A 19,145-nucleotide genomic window follows, 5' to 3' on the forward strand; every position below is an offset into this window, starting at 1 on the left:
GGCACACGGGCATCAGGCTGTGCGCGCCACCGCGTCACGCGAGGCCGCATCGCGCGCTTCACCGGTCAGCTCGCTCAGCCTGCCGTCGCGCATCTCCAGCAAGCGGTCAGCGTGAATAAAGTAATGATCGTCGTGGCTGATGGCGAAAATGGTTTTGCCCATCTCCTGCATCAGCGGCAGCAGCACCTGATAAAACTCGCGGCGGAAGTGCGGGTCCTGATCCGCCGCCCACTCGTCGAGCAGAATGATGTCACGCTCTTCCGCCAGCGCCAGCAGCAGCGCCACGCGTTTTTTCTGCCCTTTGGAGAGTTTGAGGTTAAGGATCTTGCCGTCCTGAAGTTCCAGCTTGTGCGACATCTGCAGGTGCGCCAGCCATTTTTCCACCAGCGCAGGATTGGCCTGCTGCCCTTCCGGCCCCAGCAGCCGATCAAACAGCCAGACGTCGGTGAACACCGCCGAGAAAAGCTTGCGGTAGTCCTCGGGCTTCTCCGCGCTCAGCGCTCTGCCATCCAGTAAAATCTCGCCCGACTGAGGCTGATAAAGGCCAGTGAGCAGCATCGCCAGCGTCGATTTACCGCTGCCGTTGCCGCCAATCAGGAACAGCAGCTCGCCGCGGCGGATCGTCAGATTGAGCGGCCCCACGGAGAAGGCGCTGTCCTGATAGCGGAACGTGACGTTACGCAGCTCGAGCGTCTGCCAGTTCGGGAAGGCCTGCGGGCGCGGGAATTCGGGCTTAAACGGCGCGAGATCGAATTTTTTGAGTTTATTAAAGGCCACCTGCGCACTCAGCAAGGTAGGCAATGCGCCGACCGCCGAGAGCAGCGGCGTGCGCAAAAACAGCAGCGTCAGTGAGTAGGTTGCCGCGACGTTGGTGTCCGCCCAGCCCAGGCTGTTCGCCATCCAGAATACCAGGCCAATGGCGCCCAGCATCATAATGTTTGACCAGTTCACCGCGCTCAGGTGGAAGGTATCGGCGCGAATGATGTGATGCCGGTACTCGCGCGCGTCCGGAATATAGAGATGGGTAAAGATATACTCGGCGCGCTCGCGGTTCAGGGTGAGCTCTTTGCGCCCTTCCAGTACCGTCTGGTAATCGTTATAGAGCTTATCTTCGGTTTCGCGCAGGACCGCCATGTGTTTATAGACGCGGGACACCAGCACAAAACCGCCCCAGATGGTGATGGCAATCCACAGCGCAGTCACCGCCAGCATTTTGCTGGAGAGCCAGGCGAGATAGGCCGCCGAGCCGAAGGTCAGAATGATCCCCTGCACCAGCTCCGGCAGACGAACGAACGCGATAGTAATGGCGCGAACGTCGCTGGTCAGCCCCGCCAGCAGGGAGGCGCTGCCGAGCTGCTCGACGCGCTCGACCTGAGTGTCCAGGATGCGCTTGATAAACTCGCTGCGCAAACGGAAAACGAAATGGTGGCCGAGCGCAGTCAGCGCCAGCTGGGAGCCGAGCGTAACCGCCATCAACAGCAGCAGCAGGCCAAGAAACTCCGGCAATACGGAGAGCGAGGTGTCGACCATTTCAATCAACCGCACGTTAATAAACGCGATCAGGCCAATACCCAGCGCGGCGCTGGCCAGGCTTAACGCCATGACGGCGACGAAGGGCCAGCGGTACTGACGCCAGACGAGGAGAAGTAGTTGCATGCAGGCAATCCGGACAATAAAAAATCAGCGAGCAGTGTAAACTGCCCTGCGCGGACATCAAGAATAATTCTTATTTTAGTTTACGCATCCCCGCCTGACGGAAGGTCAGATTAAAGCGGTACTCGCCCGTGAGGGGGTGAACGCCGGGTTTCAGCGGCTGAATGCCGTGATAGTAAAGCCGCGATTCCCTGCCCCACACCACCACATCGCCATGTTCCAGCATGATGCGTTTGAGCGGATCGTTGCGGCGTAATCCCCCAAACTGAAAGACGGCGGGCAGGCCTAACGATACCGAAACGATAGGCGCGCGCAGATCGGGCTCATCCTTGTCCTGGTGCAGCGAGAGCTTCGCCCCGACGGCGTAGCGGTTGATCAGACAGGCGTCAGGACGGAAGTCAGGATAATCCGCCGCCACGGCAGCCTCGTGACAAAGTGCCTGGAAAACCGCAGGCATGGGAGGCCACGGCCGACCTGTCGTGGGATCGTTCGGAGCATACACATACCCACGTTCGTTTGTCGCCCAGCCCAGTTCGCCGCAGTTGGCCATGGCCACCGACATGGTGTAGCCGCCCGGCGTCACCATATGGCGAAACGGTGAAGCCGCCGTCACCTCGTTGATACCGGCAAGCAACGCCCCCGCACGGGAGAGAGCAAAGCGGCGCAGGATAACCGCCCCCGGCGCAAGCGGCTCCTGCCAGGGTTCAGCATCCGCAAAAAGATCGAGCATTATCCATCCCGGCGTTTCGCCTCACGTTTTAGCAATAGCGCTTTTCGCGCCGCCCCCCAGCGATAGCCCGACAGTGCGCCGTCGTTGCGAACCACGCGATGACAGGGGATCACAATCGCCAGCGTGTTGGCCGCACAGGCTCCGGCGACGGCGCGTACCGCACCGGGTTGACCAATCGCCTGCGCCACCTGCTGGTAACTTGCCGTTTCACCGCAGGGAATTGCGCGAAGGGCCTGCCAGACGCGCTGCTGGAACGCGGTACCGCGAATATCCAGCGGCAGCGCAAGCGGTACGTCGCGGTTATCAATACTGGCAATGACCTGGTGGATTCGCTGTACGAAGGCGTCGTCCCGCGGCGCGTGCGTTGCTTTTGGAAATTGCGTGGCAAGCTCTGCGGTTAATTCAGCATCGGTGTCACCCAGCAGAATCGCGCAGATCCCCCGCTCGCTTTCGGCGACCAGACAGCGTCCTAACGAACAGTCATCGATAGCATACCGTACGGCCACCTCTCCTTTACGGTACTGCTTCGCCGTCATGCCCAACGCATCGTTGGCTTTACGATAATAGCTGCTGCTGTCGGGAAATCCCGCTGCCAGCACGGCATCGGTAATTTTGTCTCCCTGCGCAAGCGCGGTGCGCAGACGCTGACCCCGCGCCGCCTGCTGCCAGGCTTTTGGCGTCATGCCGGTCACGGATTTAAACAGGCGGTGGAAATGGAAAGGACTCATGGCAACCTGCTCCGCCAACCTCTCCAGAGTTAGCGCAGGATCCTGCTCCAGAAGCCGACAGGCGTGTTCCACTTTTGCCAGCTTTTGCGCCTGCGGATCGCGCTTGTCCGGCATGCAGCGCTTGCACGGACGAAAGCCCGCCTGAGCGGCGTGCCGGGCATCGGGATAAAAGCGGACATTTTTACGCAGCGCGTGGCGGGCGCGGCATGACGGACGGCAGAAAATACCGGTCGTCTGCACGGCGAAGACAAACTGATCGTCAGCGAGCGGATCGCGGGCCAGCACGGCCTGCCAGCGATCCTCATCGGTAGTGAAGGTTGGGTTTTTCATGATCGGCTCCTCGTATAAGCATACATAGAGCGTGCCTGAGTGCCACCGATAAAAAACCCGCAACCTTGCTTTTTAATTTTTGTCGCTGACCAGGAAACTGTTGAACTGCGGCGAGCTCCAGGTTTTAAACCCGTCGCCCTCTTTAGTGATCATATAAACCGCCAGCCCTTCCTGACGGACCACCTCTTTGGCTTTCTCCGGGCCAAGAACCATTAATCCGGTATCCCAGGCATCCGCTTCGAGCGCGGTGGGGGCAATGACCGTCACCGAGACCAGGTTATGCGTGATGGGGCGGCCGGTCTGCGGATCAATCACGTGCGAAATACGCTTCCCGTCAAGCTCATAATAGTTGCGATAGCTTCCGGAAGTGCTGATGCCATGTCCGTTGATATCCACTATTGCCTGCACGGCATTTTGCCGATCCGTCGGTTTTTGAATCGCCACGCGCCACGGTTTATCGCTGGCGTTCATGCCCCGACTGACCAACGCGCCGCCCACGGAGACCAGATAACGGGAAATCCCCTCCTGCGCCATCAGTGCAGCAAGATGATCCGCCGCATAACCTTCCCCGACCGTCGACAGATCGACAAACAGATCGGGAATATCTTTTTGCAGGTACTGCTGCCCGTACTGGTTGATCACGGTCAGATGCTGTAGCCCTGTCCGGGCGCGGGCGTCATCAATGGCCGCCTGTTCGGGCGTCTTCACCGGCTGTTTATTCGGGCCAAATCCCCAGAGGTTCACCAGAGGGCCGACGGTGACATCCATCGCCCCGTTGGTTTTATAACCTACGCGCATTGCCTCGGTCACGATATCGGCCATCGCCTCGCTCACCGGCCACAGAGAGGTGCTGGTTGAGAGGTTAAAGCGCATCAGCGCCGAGTCATTTTTATAGGTCGACAGCAGCTGATCGTCGGCGTCCAGCTGTGCCTGGATTTTGCCGCGAAGCTCATCCGTGCGCGTTTTATCGAGGTTCATCACGCTGACGCGCCAGAAGGTGCCCATCGTTTTGCCTTCGAGCACCGTCGCGGCAGGTGCGTCGGTTTTCGCCACGGGCGCGGGATCGTTACACGCGGTCAGGAAAAAAAGCATAGCCAGAAAGCTGGCGCGTAAAAAAGTCATGTCCATTCATTATTATCCTCATGCCAGGGCGGCAAGAGTACACTAAAACGGGTGAGTTGTGAGAATCAGAAAGGCACAAAAAAAGGGAGCCATCAGGCCCCCTTACGTCACACGATGGCGCGATTAGAACTGGTAAACCAGGCCCAGCGCGACGATATCGTCAGTACCGATACCCGCCTGACGGGTGAATTCATTTTCATCAACCAGGTTGATTTTGTAATCCACGTAGGTGGACATGTTTTTGTTGAAGTAGTAAGTCGCACCCACATCAACATATTTCAGCAGATCCTGATCGCCGTAACCTTCGATGTCTTTGCCTTTAGACTGCAGGTAAGCCACGGATGGACGCAGGCCGAAGTCGAACTGGTACTGAGCAACCACTTCGAAGTTCTGCGCTTTGTTAGCCCAACCCAGATCGCCTGCGCGAGTCGCGTTGTAGGTTTGGGTATACTGAGCAGCCAGGTAGATGTTGTTCGCGTCGTATTTCAGACCACCGGTGTAGGTTTCAGCACGGTCGCCAGTACCGAAGCCCATGTCGTTCTGGGAACTGGTGCGCTTAGAGCTGGACACGGCAGTACCAATACCGAAGCCTTCGCCCAGGTTATAAGTGATAGAACCGCCAACGCCATCACCGTTCTGACGCAGTGCTTCACGACCGTTGTTAGTCTGATCTTCACCGCTTACGCTACCGTTTTTACCTTGATACTGAACAGCGAAGTTCAGGCCATCAACCAGGCCGAAGAAATCGCTGTTACGGTAGGTCGCAAAGCCGTTACCACGCTGCTGCATGAAGTTGTCAGAACCGTAGGTGTCGCCGCCGAATTCTGGCAGAACGTCGGTCCAGGAAGTTACATCGTAAACCACACCGTAGTTACGACCGTAGTCGAAAGAACCCGCGTCACCAAATTTCAGACCGGCAAACGCCACACGGGTCCAGGCGTTGTTTTCGTTCTCACCTGAGTTACCCTGAATCTGGTATTCCCACTGGCCGTAACCGGTCAGCTGATCGTTAACCTGAGTTTCGCCTTTAAAGCCAAGACGCATGTAGGTCTGGTCGCCATCTGCGCTATCGTCATCGGAGAAATAGTGCAGACCATCGACTTTGCCGTACAGATCTAATTTGTTGCCATCTTTGTTATAAATTTCGGCCGCATTTGCTGCGCCTGCCACCAGGAGTGCTGGTACCAGGAGGGACAGTACTTTAACTTTCATTTTATTAACCCTCTGTTATATGCCTTATAATTGCCACTGCTTACTGGTTAACCCTCATTAACCAGTCGGCAATTTCATTCTCCGCAAAATTACAGAATAATCCAATGCGAATATGATACGAAAACTTTGAAGATGTTTCATTTGTCCATCAAGATGTTTCAAAATGTAAATATCAAGGAACTTTTACAAAGCACAAATAGCTTATAAATTTAGCACTTATAATCAAAAGAAAAATCATATATAGAATAATCAATAAGTTATAATAAAAATCGTTACAGCACTGAATGACAAAACAAGATCGCGGCTAATCTCTAAAATATCTCTCGCTATCATCATTAACTTTATTTATTACCGTCATTCAGTTTTGAATGTCTGTTTATCCCTAATTGAGCCGGATGCTTCGCATTCGGTTTTTTTTTACCTTTCTTTACGCAACGCCTCATTTTTTGTGCTACCGCACCGAAATTGTAACGACTATTAACTAAATTCTCCCCAGCGATCGTTCGCTAACACACAATTGATGTAAAACTTAATTTCTTGTTAGTTCGTGCTATTTGCTGGCCAGCCGCACTTTTTATTTGTACGCGCAGGACGAGTTTGTACATGTTTACCGCGCCACCCGCCGCCGGTATTGTCCGTTGAAAAAGTCGCCTGTTCCCGGGCGGTGGCGCTGGAAATTCAGTTATTACCCTTTATACTGCCCTATCGCCACAGAGCATGACCATGACGGGTTAAAGATATCAATGAGTCAGACTGAAACCACCGCCCCGAGCAAATTCTCCCTCCTCCCCGGGAGCATCACCCGTTTCTTTCTTCTTTTGATCGTTGTGCTGTTAGTGACCATGGGGGTGATGGTACAAAGCGCGGTTAACGCCTGGCTGAAGGATAAGAGCTATCAGGTCGTCGATATCACCCACGCCGTGCATAAGCGCATCGATACCTGGCGCTACGCCACCTGGCAGATTTACGACAATATTGCGGCCGCCCCGGCCTCCTCATCCGGAGATGGACTTCAGGAGACGCGGCTTAAGCAGGATGTCTATTACCTCGAAAAACCGCAGCGTAAGACTGAGGCGCTCATTTTTGGCTCTCACGACAGCGCAACGCTCGAGATGACACAGCGTATTTCGACCTATCTGGATACCCTCTGGGGGGCCGAAACGGTGCCGTGGTCGATGTACTATCTGAACGGTCAGGACAACAGTATGATCCTGATCTCAACGCTGCCGTTAAAAGATCTCTCTTCCGGGTTTAAAGAGACCACCGTGGGCAGCATCGTCGACTCCCGCCGGGCAGAGATGCTGCAGCAGGCGAATGCCCTTGATGAACGTGAGAGCTTCTCTTCCCTGCGTCGTCTGGCCTGGCAAAACGGTCATTATTTTACCCTGCGCACCACCTTCAACCAGCCAGGACATCTGGCGACGGTTGTGGCCTTCGATTTACCGATTAACGATTTAATCCCGCCGGACATGCCGCTCGACAGCTTCCGTCTGGAGCCCGACAACAGCACCCAGAACATGCGTGCGGCATCTGACAAAGAGGCCGCAGAAAGCGTCTCGATCTCCTTTAACGGCTCAAAAATCGAAATTGCCTCATCCCTGAACTCGACCGGTATGCGTCTGGTGTGGCAGGTGCCGTTTGGCACGCTGCTGCTCGATACCCTGCAAAATATCCTGCTGCCTCTGCTGCTGAATATCGGTCTGCTGGCGCTGGCGCTGTTTGGCTACAGCACCTTCCGTTTCCAGCCGGGGCGTCAGAGCGACGCCTCTGCGGTCCCGGCAGGCACCAGCAATGAACTGCGCGTGTTACGTGCGCTAAATGAAGAGATTATTTCCGTGCTGCCGCTTGGGGTCTTAGTTCACGATCAGGAAGCGAATCGTACGGTAATGAGCAATAAAATTGCCGACCATCTGCTGCCGCATCTTAACCTGCAGAACATCACCACCATGGCGGATCAGCACCAGGGGGTGATCCAGGCCACCATCAACAATGAGCTGTACGAGATCCGTCAGTTCCGCAGCCAGGTCGCCTCCCGCACGCAAATTTTCATCATTCGCGATCAGGATCGCGAGGTGCTGGTGAATAAAAAGCTCAAGCAGGCGCAAAGACTGTATGAGAAAAACCAGCAGGGGCGCGCCGCATTTATGCAGAATATTGGCGATGCCTTCAAGCAGCCGTTAAAAACGCTGGCGACCCAGGCGGCGGCGTTAAATACGTCAGAAAGCCACCAGCTTGCCTGTCAGGCCGACTCGCTGGTCAGAATGGTTGACGAGATCCAGCTGGCGAACATGCTGGAGAATGATTTCTGGAAAGGAACACCAACCCTCTTCTCTATTCAGGATCTGATCGATGAAGTGGTTCCGGAAGTCCTGCCCGTGATTAAGCGTAAAGGGTTGCAGCTGCTGATCAATAACAATCTTCCGGCAAATGACGAGCGCCACGGCGATCGTGAAGCGCTGCGCCGCATACTGTTGATGATTATTCAGTACGCGGTGACGACCACGCAGATCGGCAAGATCACCCTCGAAGTCAGTACGGAGGAGTCGGCAGAAGACCGCCTGACGTTCCGCATCCTCGACACCGGGGAAGGCGTCACCACGAGTGAAATTGATAATCTCCACTTCCCGTTCCTGAACGACACGCAAAGCGATCGCTACGGCAAGGCCAATGCCCTTACCTTCTGGCTGTGCGATCAGCTGGCGCGTAAGCTCGGCGGCCATCTGAATATCAAAGCCCGTGAATCCCTCGGCACCCGCTATTCTCTGCACGTGAAAATGGCGGCCAATCCGCAGGAAGAAGATGAAGAGCGTCTGCTGGATGATGTCGTGGTGATGGTCGATGTGACCTCGAACGAGATCCGCAATATTGTCGTTCGTCAGTTAGAAAACTGGGGGGCGGCCTGCATCACGCCGGATGAAAGACTTGCAAGTCAAGAATTTGATCTGTTTTTAACTGATAATCCGTCTAATCTTACTGCCTCCGGCTTGCTTTTAAGCGATGATGAGTCAGGCGTGCGGAAAATCGGCCCTGGCCAGCTGCGCGTCAACTTTAATATAAGCAATGCGATGCAGGAAGCTGTACTACAACTAATAGAAGAGCAGCTGGCGCAGGAAGAGATAGCGGAATCCCCGCTTGGCGGTAACGAAAATGCCGAGCTTCACGCCAGCGGATACTATTCACTCTTTGTTGATACAGTACCAGATGATGTTAAGCGGTTGTATACTGAGTCCGCTGCGAATGATTTTGCAGCGCTGGCACAGACAGCACACCGGCTTAAAGGGGTGTTTGCCATGCTTAATCTGGTTCCCGGCAAGCAGTTATGTGAAACGCTGGAACATCTAATTCGTGAGAAAGATGCCTCTGGCATTGAAAAATACATCAGCGACATTGACGCCTACGTCAAAAGCTTGCTGTAGCAAGGTAGCCTTATACATGAACAATATGAACGTAATTATTGCCGATGACCATCCGATTGTACTGTTCGGTATTCGCAAATCACTTGAACAGATCGAGTGGGTGAATGTAGTCGGTGAATTTGAAGACTCTACAGCACTGATCAATAACCTCCCAAAGCTTGATGCACACGTGCTCATTACCGATCTCTCCATGCCCGGAGACAAATACGGTGATGGGATCACGCTCATCAAATATATTAAACGTCACTTCCCGGATATCTCGATCATTGTTCTGACCATGAACAACAACCCGGCGATCCTGAGCGCGGTACTGGATCTGGATATCGAAGGGATTGTGCTGAAACAAGGCGCACCGACCGATCTGCCTAAAGCGCTTGCGGCGCTGCAGAAAGGCAAGAAGTTCACGCCTGAAAGCGTTTCTCGTCTGCTGGAAAAAATCAGCGCGGGTGGCTATGGTGACAAACGTCTGTCGCCGAAAGAGAGTGAAGTTCTGCGCCTGTTCGCAGAAGGTTTCCTGGTGACCGAGATTGCCAAGAAGCTGAACCGCAGTATTAAAACCATCAGCAGCCAGAAGAAATCAGCGATGATGAAACTGGGTGTGGACAACGATATTGCGCTGCTCAACTATCTCTCCTCCGTGACGCTGAGCGCAACGGATAAGGATTGATCTCCACTGTAAATGCCGGGTGGCGCTGGCGCTTACCCGGCCTACAAAACCCGCAGGCCCGCGCAAGCGCAGCGTCGCCGGGCAAATAAAAAAGGCCCTTCCGGGCCTTTTTTATATTCTCGTTTTTCTCACGCGCTCTGCGTAAATCGACAATGTCTGCTTCAGCACGTCCAGCGTCACCGGTTTCGACAGACAGCTGTCCATGCCTGACTCCAGACAGCGCTGCTTCTCTTCCGCCAGCGCGTTCGCCGTTACGCCCACCACCGGCAGCGTCAGGCCAAGCTGCCGGATGCGCTGCGTCAGACGGTAGCCGTCCATGTTAGGCATGTTGACGTCGCTCAGCACGATATCAATATGATTCTTACTCAGCACGTTCAGCGCATCCACGCCGTCATTCGCGGTTTTGCACTGGTAGCCCAGCGATCCAAGCTGGTCAGCCAGCAGGCGGCGGTTAATCGGATGGTCATCCACCACCAGAATCATCATATCGTCATTCACCGACGCCAGAGACTCCGGTGACGGCAATCCGCCCGCGCCGTCGCGCTCTTCCAGCTCCACTTTGTAGATGCGTGCCAGCAGGCTCAACAGCTCGTGCGGCGTCGCAACACTGTGTACCCACTCCCCAGGCGCGCGCTCGACGGGAATGCCGATGTGGCGACGGCAGAAGAGCACCGACCCTCTCCCCTGCCACGGCTGCTCCTGCATCTCGTCGGCGATCAGCACATCGTCAACGTCCGGTGTTTGACCTTCATAGCGGCACACCCTCACGCCGCAGTGGGTCAGCAGCGCCGTCAGATAGTCATTCAGCGAGGCGTTATGCACCGCCAGCCAGCAGCGCTTATCGCTCAGGCCATCTACCGTGGCTTTTGCCGGATATTGCGCCGAATAGAGCGGAATGCGGATGGTGAACTGGCTGCCCATGCCGGGCTCGGTATCCACGGAGATATCGCCGTCCATCATGCTGACGAGCTTCTCACAAATCGCCAGCCCCAGTCCGGTGCCCTGGAAGTTACGCTGCACGCCGGTACCGACCTGGAAGAACGGATCGAACAGACGAACCACCTCCTTCGCCGGAATGCCGACCCCCGTGTCGCGCACGCGAATGCTCAGGTAATCCCCTGCCCGGCAGACGTGCAACACAATACAGCCGGTATCGGTAAATTTGATGGCGTTGCTGAGCAGGTTAGAGATGACCTGCTGCAGGCGCATCGGATCGCCGTGCAGCGTCAGCGGCACGTCCGGTTCAATAAAGCAGTAGAGCCCCAGCTGTTTACGCACCACCAGCGGCAGATAGTTGGCGCTGATGTGGTTCATCACCTCGCGCGGTGAAAACTCGCGCGGCTCGATTTTCAGCTGCTCGGACTCAATTTTAGAGAAGTCGAGAATATCGCTGATGATTTTCAGCAGCAGGCTGGAGGAGTTATTCATCGCCGTCACCAGCCGGTCGACGCCTTTCGGCAGCTCTTTAGTCTGCAGCAGGTCGAGGTTACCGATGATCCCGTACAGCGGCGTACGCAGCTCGTGGCTGACGGTGGCAAGGAACATGGATTTTGACTGGCTGGCCTGCTCCGCCGCCTGCGCCATCTCCTGCAACGACTCTTCCATCTTCACGCGCGCGGAGACATCCACCAGCACGCAAATCGCCACGTTTTCATTGCGATAGCGGGAATGGACAAAGCTGATCTGCAGGTTGGTGTGCGTACTGGTGAGCACGTCAACGAAGTTAACCTGCTGACCGCAGATAATCTGCGTCAGCCTCTGCCGGTCTTCGTGCGTCAGCATGTTCAGGTAATTATGCGCCAGTTCGTTACTCAGGATGTTGGTCCCGTCCTGGGTACGCAGGATACAGATCCCCACCGGCGCCGAGGCAACAATTTTGCGGTTAAACTGCTCGTGTTCCTCCAGGCGCTGGGCGTCGCTTTCTGCGGGAATAAAGATTTTCCGCTCATACATGCGCGCCAGCGTGAACAGCGCGCCTCCCGCCAGCAGGTTCAGCAGAATCGCGTTCATGATAAGAATGCGTATCCGCTCAAGCACCATATCTACCGGCAGCGAATAGACGATACTCAGCGACGACGGCGGCAGGCTCTTCTTCAGCACCAGCTCGCGGAAACCCGAGGTATAGCCAAACCACGACCGCTCCTGCATCCAGTGCGGTTCGACGTTTAGACGGTTATCGGGCCCGGCAAGCGAGATCAGCTGATGACCATTTTCATCCAGAATGGTCACGCCCATGGGCAGGCTGCCCGGGGTGAAGAAGTTTTCCATGCGGATGGTCTGCTCAATCCCCATCAGCGCCTGTAGGCGATTACCGAGATAAACCGGCGTCAGGGCATAGAAATAGCCCACGCCGGGGCGCGGGCCCTGGCTCACCCAGAAGATGTTATTCCCGCGCTCGTCCTGTGGTGCATTGCGGTATTTCACAATACGTTCATGCAGGCTTTTCAGCGCATTGTCACGCTCAACGGGCACGTCGCGCAGGCCAAAGTCAGCCATGCAGAGATTTTCGCTGCCAATCAGGAAGACGCGGTTCAGGTCATAGGCGGCGGAGAAGTTGTCGCGCCAGTAGCGCATAAACCAGGCTAGCGATTCCAGCGACCCGCGCCAGGTATTGCTCATGGTGGAGCAATCGGAATCCGGGAACAGCGGCTGGAAGTCCGGGACTTCGGTTTTGTCGTTACGCCCGCGGAGCGCAAGAATACCGTTTTCCGCCGTCAGACGATTCTCGGCAATATACTTCAGCTCCTTCATGACGTCAGACGTTCGCTGAATGTAGCGCTGGGCCTGGTCGGAGCTTAAGTTAAACTCCTGGCGGATTTCCGCTTCTTTCTGATGCAGCGCATTAACGATGTAAAACACCGAGAACAAGGCCACCAGCAGCCAAAGCAGGAGCGCCAGCGCTCTAAACAGATAGCGAGAGACTTTCAGCGTAGTACGAAAGGAGACGAGGTATTTCAAGGGGGCGAGGCTCCGCCGTCGGGGTCAAAAGAATGTGGTTAAGGTAGCGGTAAACGCGCCAGGTCGCAACGTTGACTTATCTGCTTCTGCAAAAGAAAAGGGCCGGAATCCGGCCCTTTTTTACATCAGGAGACATTACTCGTCAGCGTCATCCGCTACGTCATCGTCGGTGTCGGCTTCTGGCGCGATGTCCTCATCGCCTTCCGCGACGCTACCGTCGATGGAGTCGAGCTCTTCGTCATCCACCGGCTCGGCAACGCGCTGCAGACCCACCACGTTTTCATCTTCCGCTGTACGGATGAGGATCACGCCCTGAGTGTTACGACCCACCACGCTGATCTCAGACACGCGGGTACGCACCAGCGTACCGGCATCGGTGATCATCATGATCTGGTCGGCATCGTCTACCTGCACCGCGCCGACAACGGAACCGTTGCGCTCGGTCACCTTGATGGAGATAACGCCCTGCGTGCCGCGAGACTTGGTTGGGTATTCCCCTTCCGCCGTACGTTTACCGTAACCATTCTGCGTGACGGTCAGGATAGCCCCTTCACCGCGCGGAATAATCAGAGAAACAACGCTGTCTTCGCCAGCCAGTTTGATACCACGTACGCCCGTCGCGGTACGGCCCATTGCACGGACGGCGTCTTCTTTGAAGCGCACCACTTTACCGGCCGCAGAGAAGAGCATGACTTCATCGGAGCCCGAGGTTAAATCCACGCCAATCAGCTCGTCGCCTTCGTTCAGGTTCACGGCGATAATACCGGCAGAACGCGGACGGCTGAATTCGGTCAGCGCGGTTTTCTTCACGGTACCGCTGGCGGTCGCCATAAAGACGTTCACGCCCTCTTCGTACTCGCGTACCGGCAGAATGGCGGTGATACGTTCGTTCGCTTCCAGCGGCAGCAGGTTAACGATTGGACGACCACGTGCGCCACGGCTTGCTTCCGGCAGCTGATAGACTTTCATCCAGTACAGACGACCGCGGCTGGAGAAGCAGAGGATCGTGTCATGGGTGTTCGCCACCAGCAGGCGGTCAATAAAGTCTTCTTCTTTAATACGTGCTGCAGATTTACCTTTACCGCCACGACGCTGTGCTTCGTAGTCCGTTAACGGCTGATACTTCACGTAGCCCTGGTGAGACAGGGTCACCACAACGTCTTCCTGGTTGATCAGGTCTTCGATGTTGATGTCCGCGCTGTTGGCGGTGATTTCGGTGCGGCGCTCGTCGCCGAACTGATCGCGGATCAGCTCCAGCTCTTCGCGAATCACTTCCATCAGGCGCTCTGCGCTGCCCAAGATATGCAGCAGCTCAGCAATCTGTTCCAGCAGCTCTTTGTATTCGTCGAGCAGTTTTTCATGCTCAAGGCCGGTCAGTTTCTGCAGACGCAGATCCAGAATCGCCTGGGCCTGCTGTTCAGTCAGGTAGTATTGACCGTCACGCACGCCGAACTCAGGTTCCAGCCATTCAGGACGCGCCGCGTCATCGCCCGCACGTTCCAGCATTGCGGCGACGTTGCCCAGATCCCACGGACGGGAAACCAGCGCGGTTTTCGCTTCCGCCGGGGTTGGCGCACGACGGATCAGCTCGATGATCGGGTCGATGTTGGCCAGCGCAACCGCCAGCGCTTCAAGGATGTGCGCACGGTCGCGCGCTTTGCGCAGTTCGAAGATGGTACGACGGGTCACCACTTCACGGCGGTGACGGACGAACGCGCTCAGGATCTCTTTCAGGTTCATGATCTTCGGCTGACCATGGTGCAGCGCAACCATGTTGATACCGAAGGAGACCTGAAGCTGCGTCTGGGAGTACAGGTTATTCAGGACAACCTCACCCACCGCGTCGCGTTTGATCTCAATCACGATGCGCATACCGTCTTTATCAGACTCGTCACGCAGCGCGCTGATGCCTTCAACGCGTTTTTCTTTTACCAGCTCGGCGATTTTTTCAATCAGACGCGCTTTGTTCACCTGATACGGGATCTCGTGAACAATAATGGTTTCACGGCCGGTTTTGGCGTCCGCTTCTACTTCAGCGCGGGCACGGATGTAAATCTTGCCGCGGCCGGTACGGTACGCTTCTTCAATGCCGCGACGACCGTTGATGATCGCCGCCGTCGGGAAGTCCGGGCCCGGGATGTGTGCCATCAGCCCTTCAATGCTGATATCTTCATCGTCGATATAAGCCAGACAGCCGTTGATCACCTCGGTGATATTGTGCGGCGGAATGTTGGTTGCCATACCGACCGCGATACCGGACGAACCGTTCACTAACAGGTTCGGGATCTTGGTGGGCATCACATCTGGGATGCGCTCGGTGCCGTCGTAGTTATCGACGAAATCAACGGTCTCTTTTTCCAGGTCGGCCATCAGCTCATGAGCGATTTTCGACATACGGATTTCCGTATAACGCATCGCCGCAGCGGAGTCGCCGTCGACTGAACCAAAGTTACCCTGACCATCTACCAGCATGTAGCGCAAGGAGAATGGCTGCGCCATACGAACGATGGTGTCATAAACGGCGGTATCACCATGCGGGTGATATTTACCGATGACGTCACCGACGACGCGGGCAGATTTTTTATAGGCTTTATTCCAGTCATTGCCCAATACGTTCATGGCGTATAGTACGCGACGGTGTACCGGCTTAAGGCCATCGCGGACGTCCGGCAGCGCACGGCCAACAATGACCGACATCGCATAGTCCAGATAGGAGCTCTTCAGCTCTTCCTCGATGTTAACCGGTGTAATTTCTCTCGCAAGGTCGCTCATCTAACCGCTATCCCTCTACTGTATCCCGGATTCAAAGGTCGCAAATTATAACACAGCCGAGATGATTGAGGTAAACCTATACGCTTTATTCACAGGGATTGCCTGATATACTCATTCGTCTTGCTAAATAAGGAGTAAAAGCGCCCATGAATGCCGAAAAATCCCCGGTGGCTCACAACGTTGACCACGAAGAGATTGCCAAATTTGAAGCGGTGGCGTCCCGCTGGTGGGATCTCGAAGGCGAGTTCAAACCGCTGCACCGTATTAACCCGCTGCGTCTGGGCTATATCGCGGAGCGCTCCGGCGGTCTGTTCGGTAAAAAAGTGCTCGATGTCGGCTGCGGCGGCGGTATCCTGGCGGAAAGCATGGCGCGCGAAGGGGCGAACGTCACGGGCCTGGATATGGGCTTTGAACCGCTGCAGGTTGCTCGTCTTCATGCGCTGGAGTCTGGCATACAGGTGGACTACGTGCAGGAAACCGTGGAAGAACACGCGGCAAAACATGCTCATCAGTACGATGTGGTAACCTGCATGGAGATGCTGGAACACGTTCCCGATCCGCAGTCCGTGGTGCACGCCTGTGCAAAACTGGTGAAACCGGGTGGACAGGTCTTCTTCTCGACCATCAACCGCAACGGTAAAGCCTGGCTGATGGCCGTCGTTGGCGCGGAGTATGTGCTGCGCATGGTGCCGAAAGGCACGCATGACGTGAAGAAATTCATCAAGCCTGCGGAACTGTTAAGCTGGGTCGACCAGACGTGGCTCAAGGAGCAGCACATCACCGGTCTGCACTACAATCCGCTGACCAATAAATTCAAACTCGCACCGGGCGTTGATGTTAACTATATGTTGCATACAACCGCCAAAAACGACTAACGTCATTCGTTATTCTTATAAAGATTGCGCGACATCATGTTGCGCAATTCTGACCGCCCGTTGAAGAAATCAGCACTCGATCAAATTTTGAATTTTTTTTCTTAATTATTGACATGTCTTCCAGGCCTTACAGCACGAGGACTTAGCCTTTTTTACCCTTTCACAACCTCAATTTAACGTCAAAATCAACCCTTGTACTGAAAAGAATCCTTACTAGAATACTCACCATATAGCGTTTTTCTTATCGCAAACCCCCTATATGTAGTATTTATCCACAGAGTTAGTCACAAGACGGTTCTGTGGATAAGCGGGGGATATTTTTTTATTTCACGGACAGGTAAACCCCACATGAATCAGAGTCTGCTGGTGACAAAGCGCGACGGTACTACCGAGCGTATCAATCTGGACAAAATCCATCGAGTTCTCGACTGGGCAGCAGAAGGACTGAACAACGTATCTATCTCCCAGGTTGAACTGCGTTCACACATCCAGTTCTACGACGGCATCAAAACGTCTGATATCCACGAAACGATCATTAAAGCGGCGGCGGACCTCATCTCCCGCGAAGCACCGGATTATCAGTACCTCGCTGCACGTCTGGCGATTTTCCACCTGCGTAAAAAAGCCTACGGCCAGTTTGAGCCGCCGAAGCTTTACGATCACGTGGTGAAAATGGTTGAGCTGGGCAAATACGACACGCATCTGCTGGAAGACTATACGGAAGAAGAGTTCGAGCAGATGAACGGGTTTATCGATCACTGGCGCGACATGAACTTCTCCTACGCGGCGGTGAAGCAGCTCGAAGGCAAATACCTGGTTCAGAACCGTGTAACCGGTGAGATCTACGAAAGCGCCCAGTTCCTCTATATTCTGGTGGCCGCCTGCCTGTTCTCTAACTATCCGCGTGACACCCGTCTGGATTACGTGAAGCGTTTCTACGATGCGGTATCGACGTTCAAGATTTCACTGCCGACGCCAATCATGTCTGGCGTGCGCACCCCAACCCGTCAGTTCAGCTCCTGCGTACTGATCGAGTGTGGTGACAGCCTGGACTCCATCAACGCCACGTCCAGCGCCATCGTGAAATACGTTTCCCAGCGTGCCGGTATCGGCATCAACGCCGGTCGCATCCGTGCGCTGGGCAGCCCGATTCGCGGCGGTGAAGCGTTCCACACCGGCTGTATCCCGTTCTATAAGCACTTCCAGACGGCAGTAAAATCCTGCTCTCAGGGCGGCGTGCGCGGCGGTGCTGCGACCCTGTTCTACCCTATGTGGCACCTGGAAGTGGAAAGCCTGCTGGTCCTGAAAAACAACCGTGGTGTTGAAGGCAACCGCGTGCGTCACATGGACTACGGCGTGCAGATCAACAAGCTGATGTACACCCGTCTGCTGAAGGGCGAAGAGATCACCCTGTTCAGCCCGTCCGACGTCCCGGGCCTGTATGACGCGTTCTTCGCCGATCAGGACGAATTCGAGCGTCTGTACACCAAATACGAAAAAGACGACAGCATCCGCAAGCAGCGCGTGAAAGCGGTGGACCTGTTCTCCCTGATGATGCAGGAACGTGCCTCTACCGGCCGTATCTACATCCAGAACGTTGACCACTGCAACACCCACAGCCCGTTTGATCCGGTGGTTGCACCAGTGCGCCAGTCTAACCTGTGCCTGGAGATCGCCCTGCCGACCAAACCGCTGGAAGACGTGAACGACGAAAACGGTGAAATTGCGCTGTGTACGCTGTCCGCGTTCAACCTGGGTGCCATCAAGAGCCTGGACGAGCTGGAAGAGCTGGCCGTGCTGGCGGTTCGTGCGCTCGACGCCCTGCTGGACTACCAGGATTACCCAATCCCGGCCGCGAAACGCGGTGCGATGGGGCGTCGTACCCTGGGTATCGGCGTGATCAACTTCGCCTACTGGCTGGCGAAAAACGGCAAGCGTTACTCCGACGGCAGCGCCAACAACCTGACGCACCAGACGTTCGAAGCGATTCAGTACTACCTGATGAAAGCGTCCAACGAGCTGGCGAAAGAGCAAGGCGCGTGCCCGTGGTTCAACGAAACCACCTACGCGAAAGGCATTCTGCCAATCGACACTTACAAGAAAGACCTGGATGCGATCGTCAGCGAGCCGCTGCACCTCGACTGGGAAGGCCTGCGCGAGTCCATCAAGACTCACGGCCTGCGTAACTCCACGCTCTCTGCCCTGATGCCGTCCGAGACCTCTTCGCAGATCTCTAACGCCACCAACGGTATTGAGCCGCCGCGCGGCCACGTCAGCATTAAGGCCTCGAAAGACGGCGTGCTGCGTCAGGTGGTGCCGGATTACGAGACGCTGGGTGACAACTACGAGCTGCTGTGGGAAATGCCAAACAACGACGGCTACCTGCAGCTGGTGGGTATCATGCAGAAGTTTATCGACCAGTCGATCTCTGCCAATACCAACTATGACCCGACGCGCTTCCCGTCCGGCAAGGTGCCGATGCAGCAGCTGTTGAAAGACCTGCTGACCGCCTATAAATTTGGCGTAAAAACGCTGTACTATCACAACACCCGTGACGGTGCGGAAGACGCGCAGGATGACCTGGTTCCGTCAATTCAGGACGATGGCTGCGAAAGCGGCGCATGTAAGATCTAATGTAAATGCCGGGTGGCGCTACGCTTACCCGGCCTACGTTTTTAGGAC

General features: G+C 55.5%; 11 protein-coding genes. 4 read left to right on the forward strand and 7 right to left on the reverse strand.

Translation table 11 applies throughout. The annotated features are described in order from the left end of the window. Positions 1-12 precede the first annotated feature (12 nt). From BFV67_RS15135 to BFV67_RS15155, 5 genes are all read right to left on the reverse strand, one after another. Positions 13-1,656: a multidrug ABC transporter permease/ATP-binding protein gene (locus BFV67_RS15135; RefSeq protein ID WP_069598609.1), complete on the reverse strand. Its 1,644-nt coding sequence runs from the start codon at positions 1,654-1,656 to the stop codon at positions 13-15. 70 nt (positions 1,657-1,726) lie between these two features. Next, complete coding sequence (alkB, locus tag BFV67_RS15140) at positions 1,727-2,383, reverse strand: DNA oxidative demethylase AlkB (RefSeq protein WP_021241532.1); 657 nt, start codon at positions 2,381-2,383, stop codon at positions 1,727-1,729. Further along, on the reverse strand, positions 2,383-3,441 hold the full coding sequence (gene ada / locus BFV67_RS15145; RefSeq protein WP_069598610.1) for a bifunctional DNA-binding transcriptional regulator/O6-methylguanine-DNA methyltransferase Ada: 1,059 nt from the start codon (positions 3,439-3,441) through the stop codon (positions 2,383-2,385). Before ada ends, alkB begins: the two co-directional genes overlap by 1 nt. A gap of 72 nt (positions 3,442-3,513) precedes the next feature. Next, on the reverse strand, positions 3,514-4,569 hold the full coding sequence (gene apbE, locus BFV67_RS15150) for an FAD:protein FMN transferase ApbE (protein ID WP_008500243.1): 1,056 nt from the start codon (positions 4,567-4,569) through the stop codon (positions 3,514-3,516). A 117-nt stretch (positions 4,570-4,686) separates the two neighbouring features. Next, on the reverse strand, positions 4,687-5,775 hold the full coding sequence (locus tag BFV67_RS15155; RefSeq protein ID WP_055321559.1) for a porin OmpC: 1,089 nt from the start codon (positions 5,773-5,775) through the stop codon (positions 4,687-4,689). A 743-nt stretch (positions 5,776-6,518) separates the two neighbouring features. Here BFV67_RS15155 and rcsD point away from each other — a divergent pair. Together rcsD and rcsB are read left to right on the forward strand one after the other, a co-directional pair. Then, positions 6,519-9,191: a phosphotransferase RcsD gene (rcsD, locus tag BFV67_RS15160; RefSeq protein ID WP_021241536.1), complete on the forward strand. Its 2,673-nt coding sequence runs from the start codon at positions 6,519-6,521 to the stop codon at positions 9,189-9,191. Between the two features lie 16 nt (positions 9,192-9,207). Next, on the forward strand, positions 9,208-9,858 hold the full coding sequence (gene rcsB / locus BFV67_RS15165) for a response regulator transcription factor RcsB (protein WP_003859405.1): 651 nt from the start codon (positions 9,208-9,210) through the stop codon (positions 9,856-9,858). Positions 9,859-9,969: 111 nt separating this feature from the next. Here the strand turns inward: rcsB and rcsC are convergent, their stop codons facing one another. Both rcsC and gyrA read right to left on the reverse strand, forming a co-directional pair. Next, a complete protein-coding gene (gene rcsC / locus BFV67_RS15170; RefSeq protein WP_008500240.1) occupies positions 9,970-12,816 on the reverse strand; it encodes a two-component system sensor histidine kinase RcsC in 2,847 nt (948 codons plus the stop codon). Positions 12,817-12,951: 135 nt separating this feature from the next. Beyond that, entirely contained in the window at positions 12,952-15,588 is a 2,637-nt protein-coding gene (gene gyrA / locus BFV67_RS15175; protein WP_065102622.1) for a DNA topoisomerase (ATP-hydrolyzing) subunit A, read from the reverse strand. Positions 15,589-15,734: 146 nt separating this feature from the next. Here gyrA and ubiG point away from each other — a divergent pair, with 146 nt between their 5' ends. Both ubiG and nrdA read left to right on the forward strand, forming a co-directional pair. Beyond that, complete coding sequence (gene ubiG / locus BFV67_RS15180; protein ID WP_021241539.1) at positions 15,735-16,463, forward strand: bifunctional 2-polyprenyl-6-hydroxyphenol methylase/3-demethylubiquinol 3-O-methyltransferase UbiG; 729 nt, start codon at positions 15,735-15,737, stop codon at positions 16,461-16,463. A 348-nt stretch (positions 16,464-16,811) separates the two neighbouring features. Then, positions 16,812-19,097, forward strand: a complete 2,286-nt coding sequence (gene nrdA / locus BFV67_RS15185) for a class 1a ribonucleoside-diphosphate reductase subunit alpha (protein WP_008500237.1) — start codon at positions 16,812-16,814, stop codon at positions 19,095-19,097. The last annotated feature ends 48 nt before the right edge of the window (positions 19,098-19,145 follow it).

It is taken from the genome of Enterobacter roggenkampii (assembly GCF_001729805.1).
In the GTDB taxonomy this organism is placed as follows: domain Bacteria; phylum Pseudomonadota; class Gammaproteobacteria; order Enterobacterales; family Enterobacteriaceae; genus Enterobacter; species Enterobacter roggenkampii.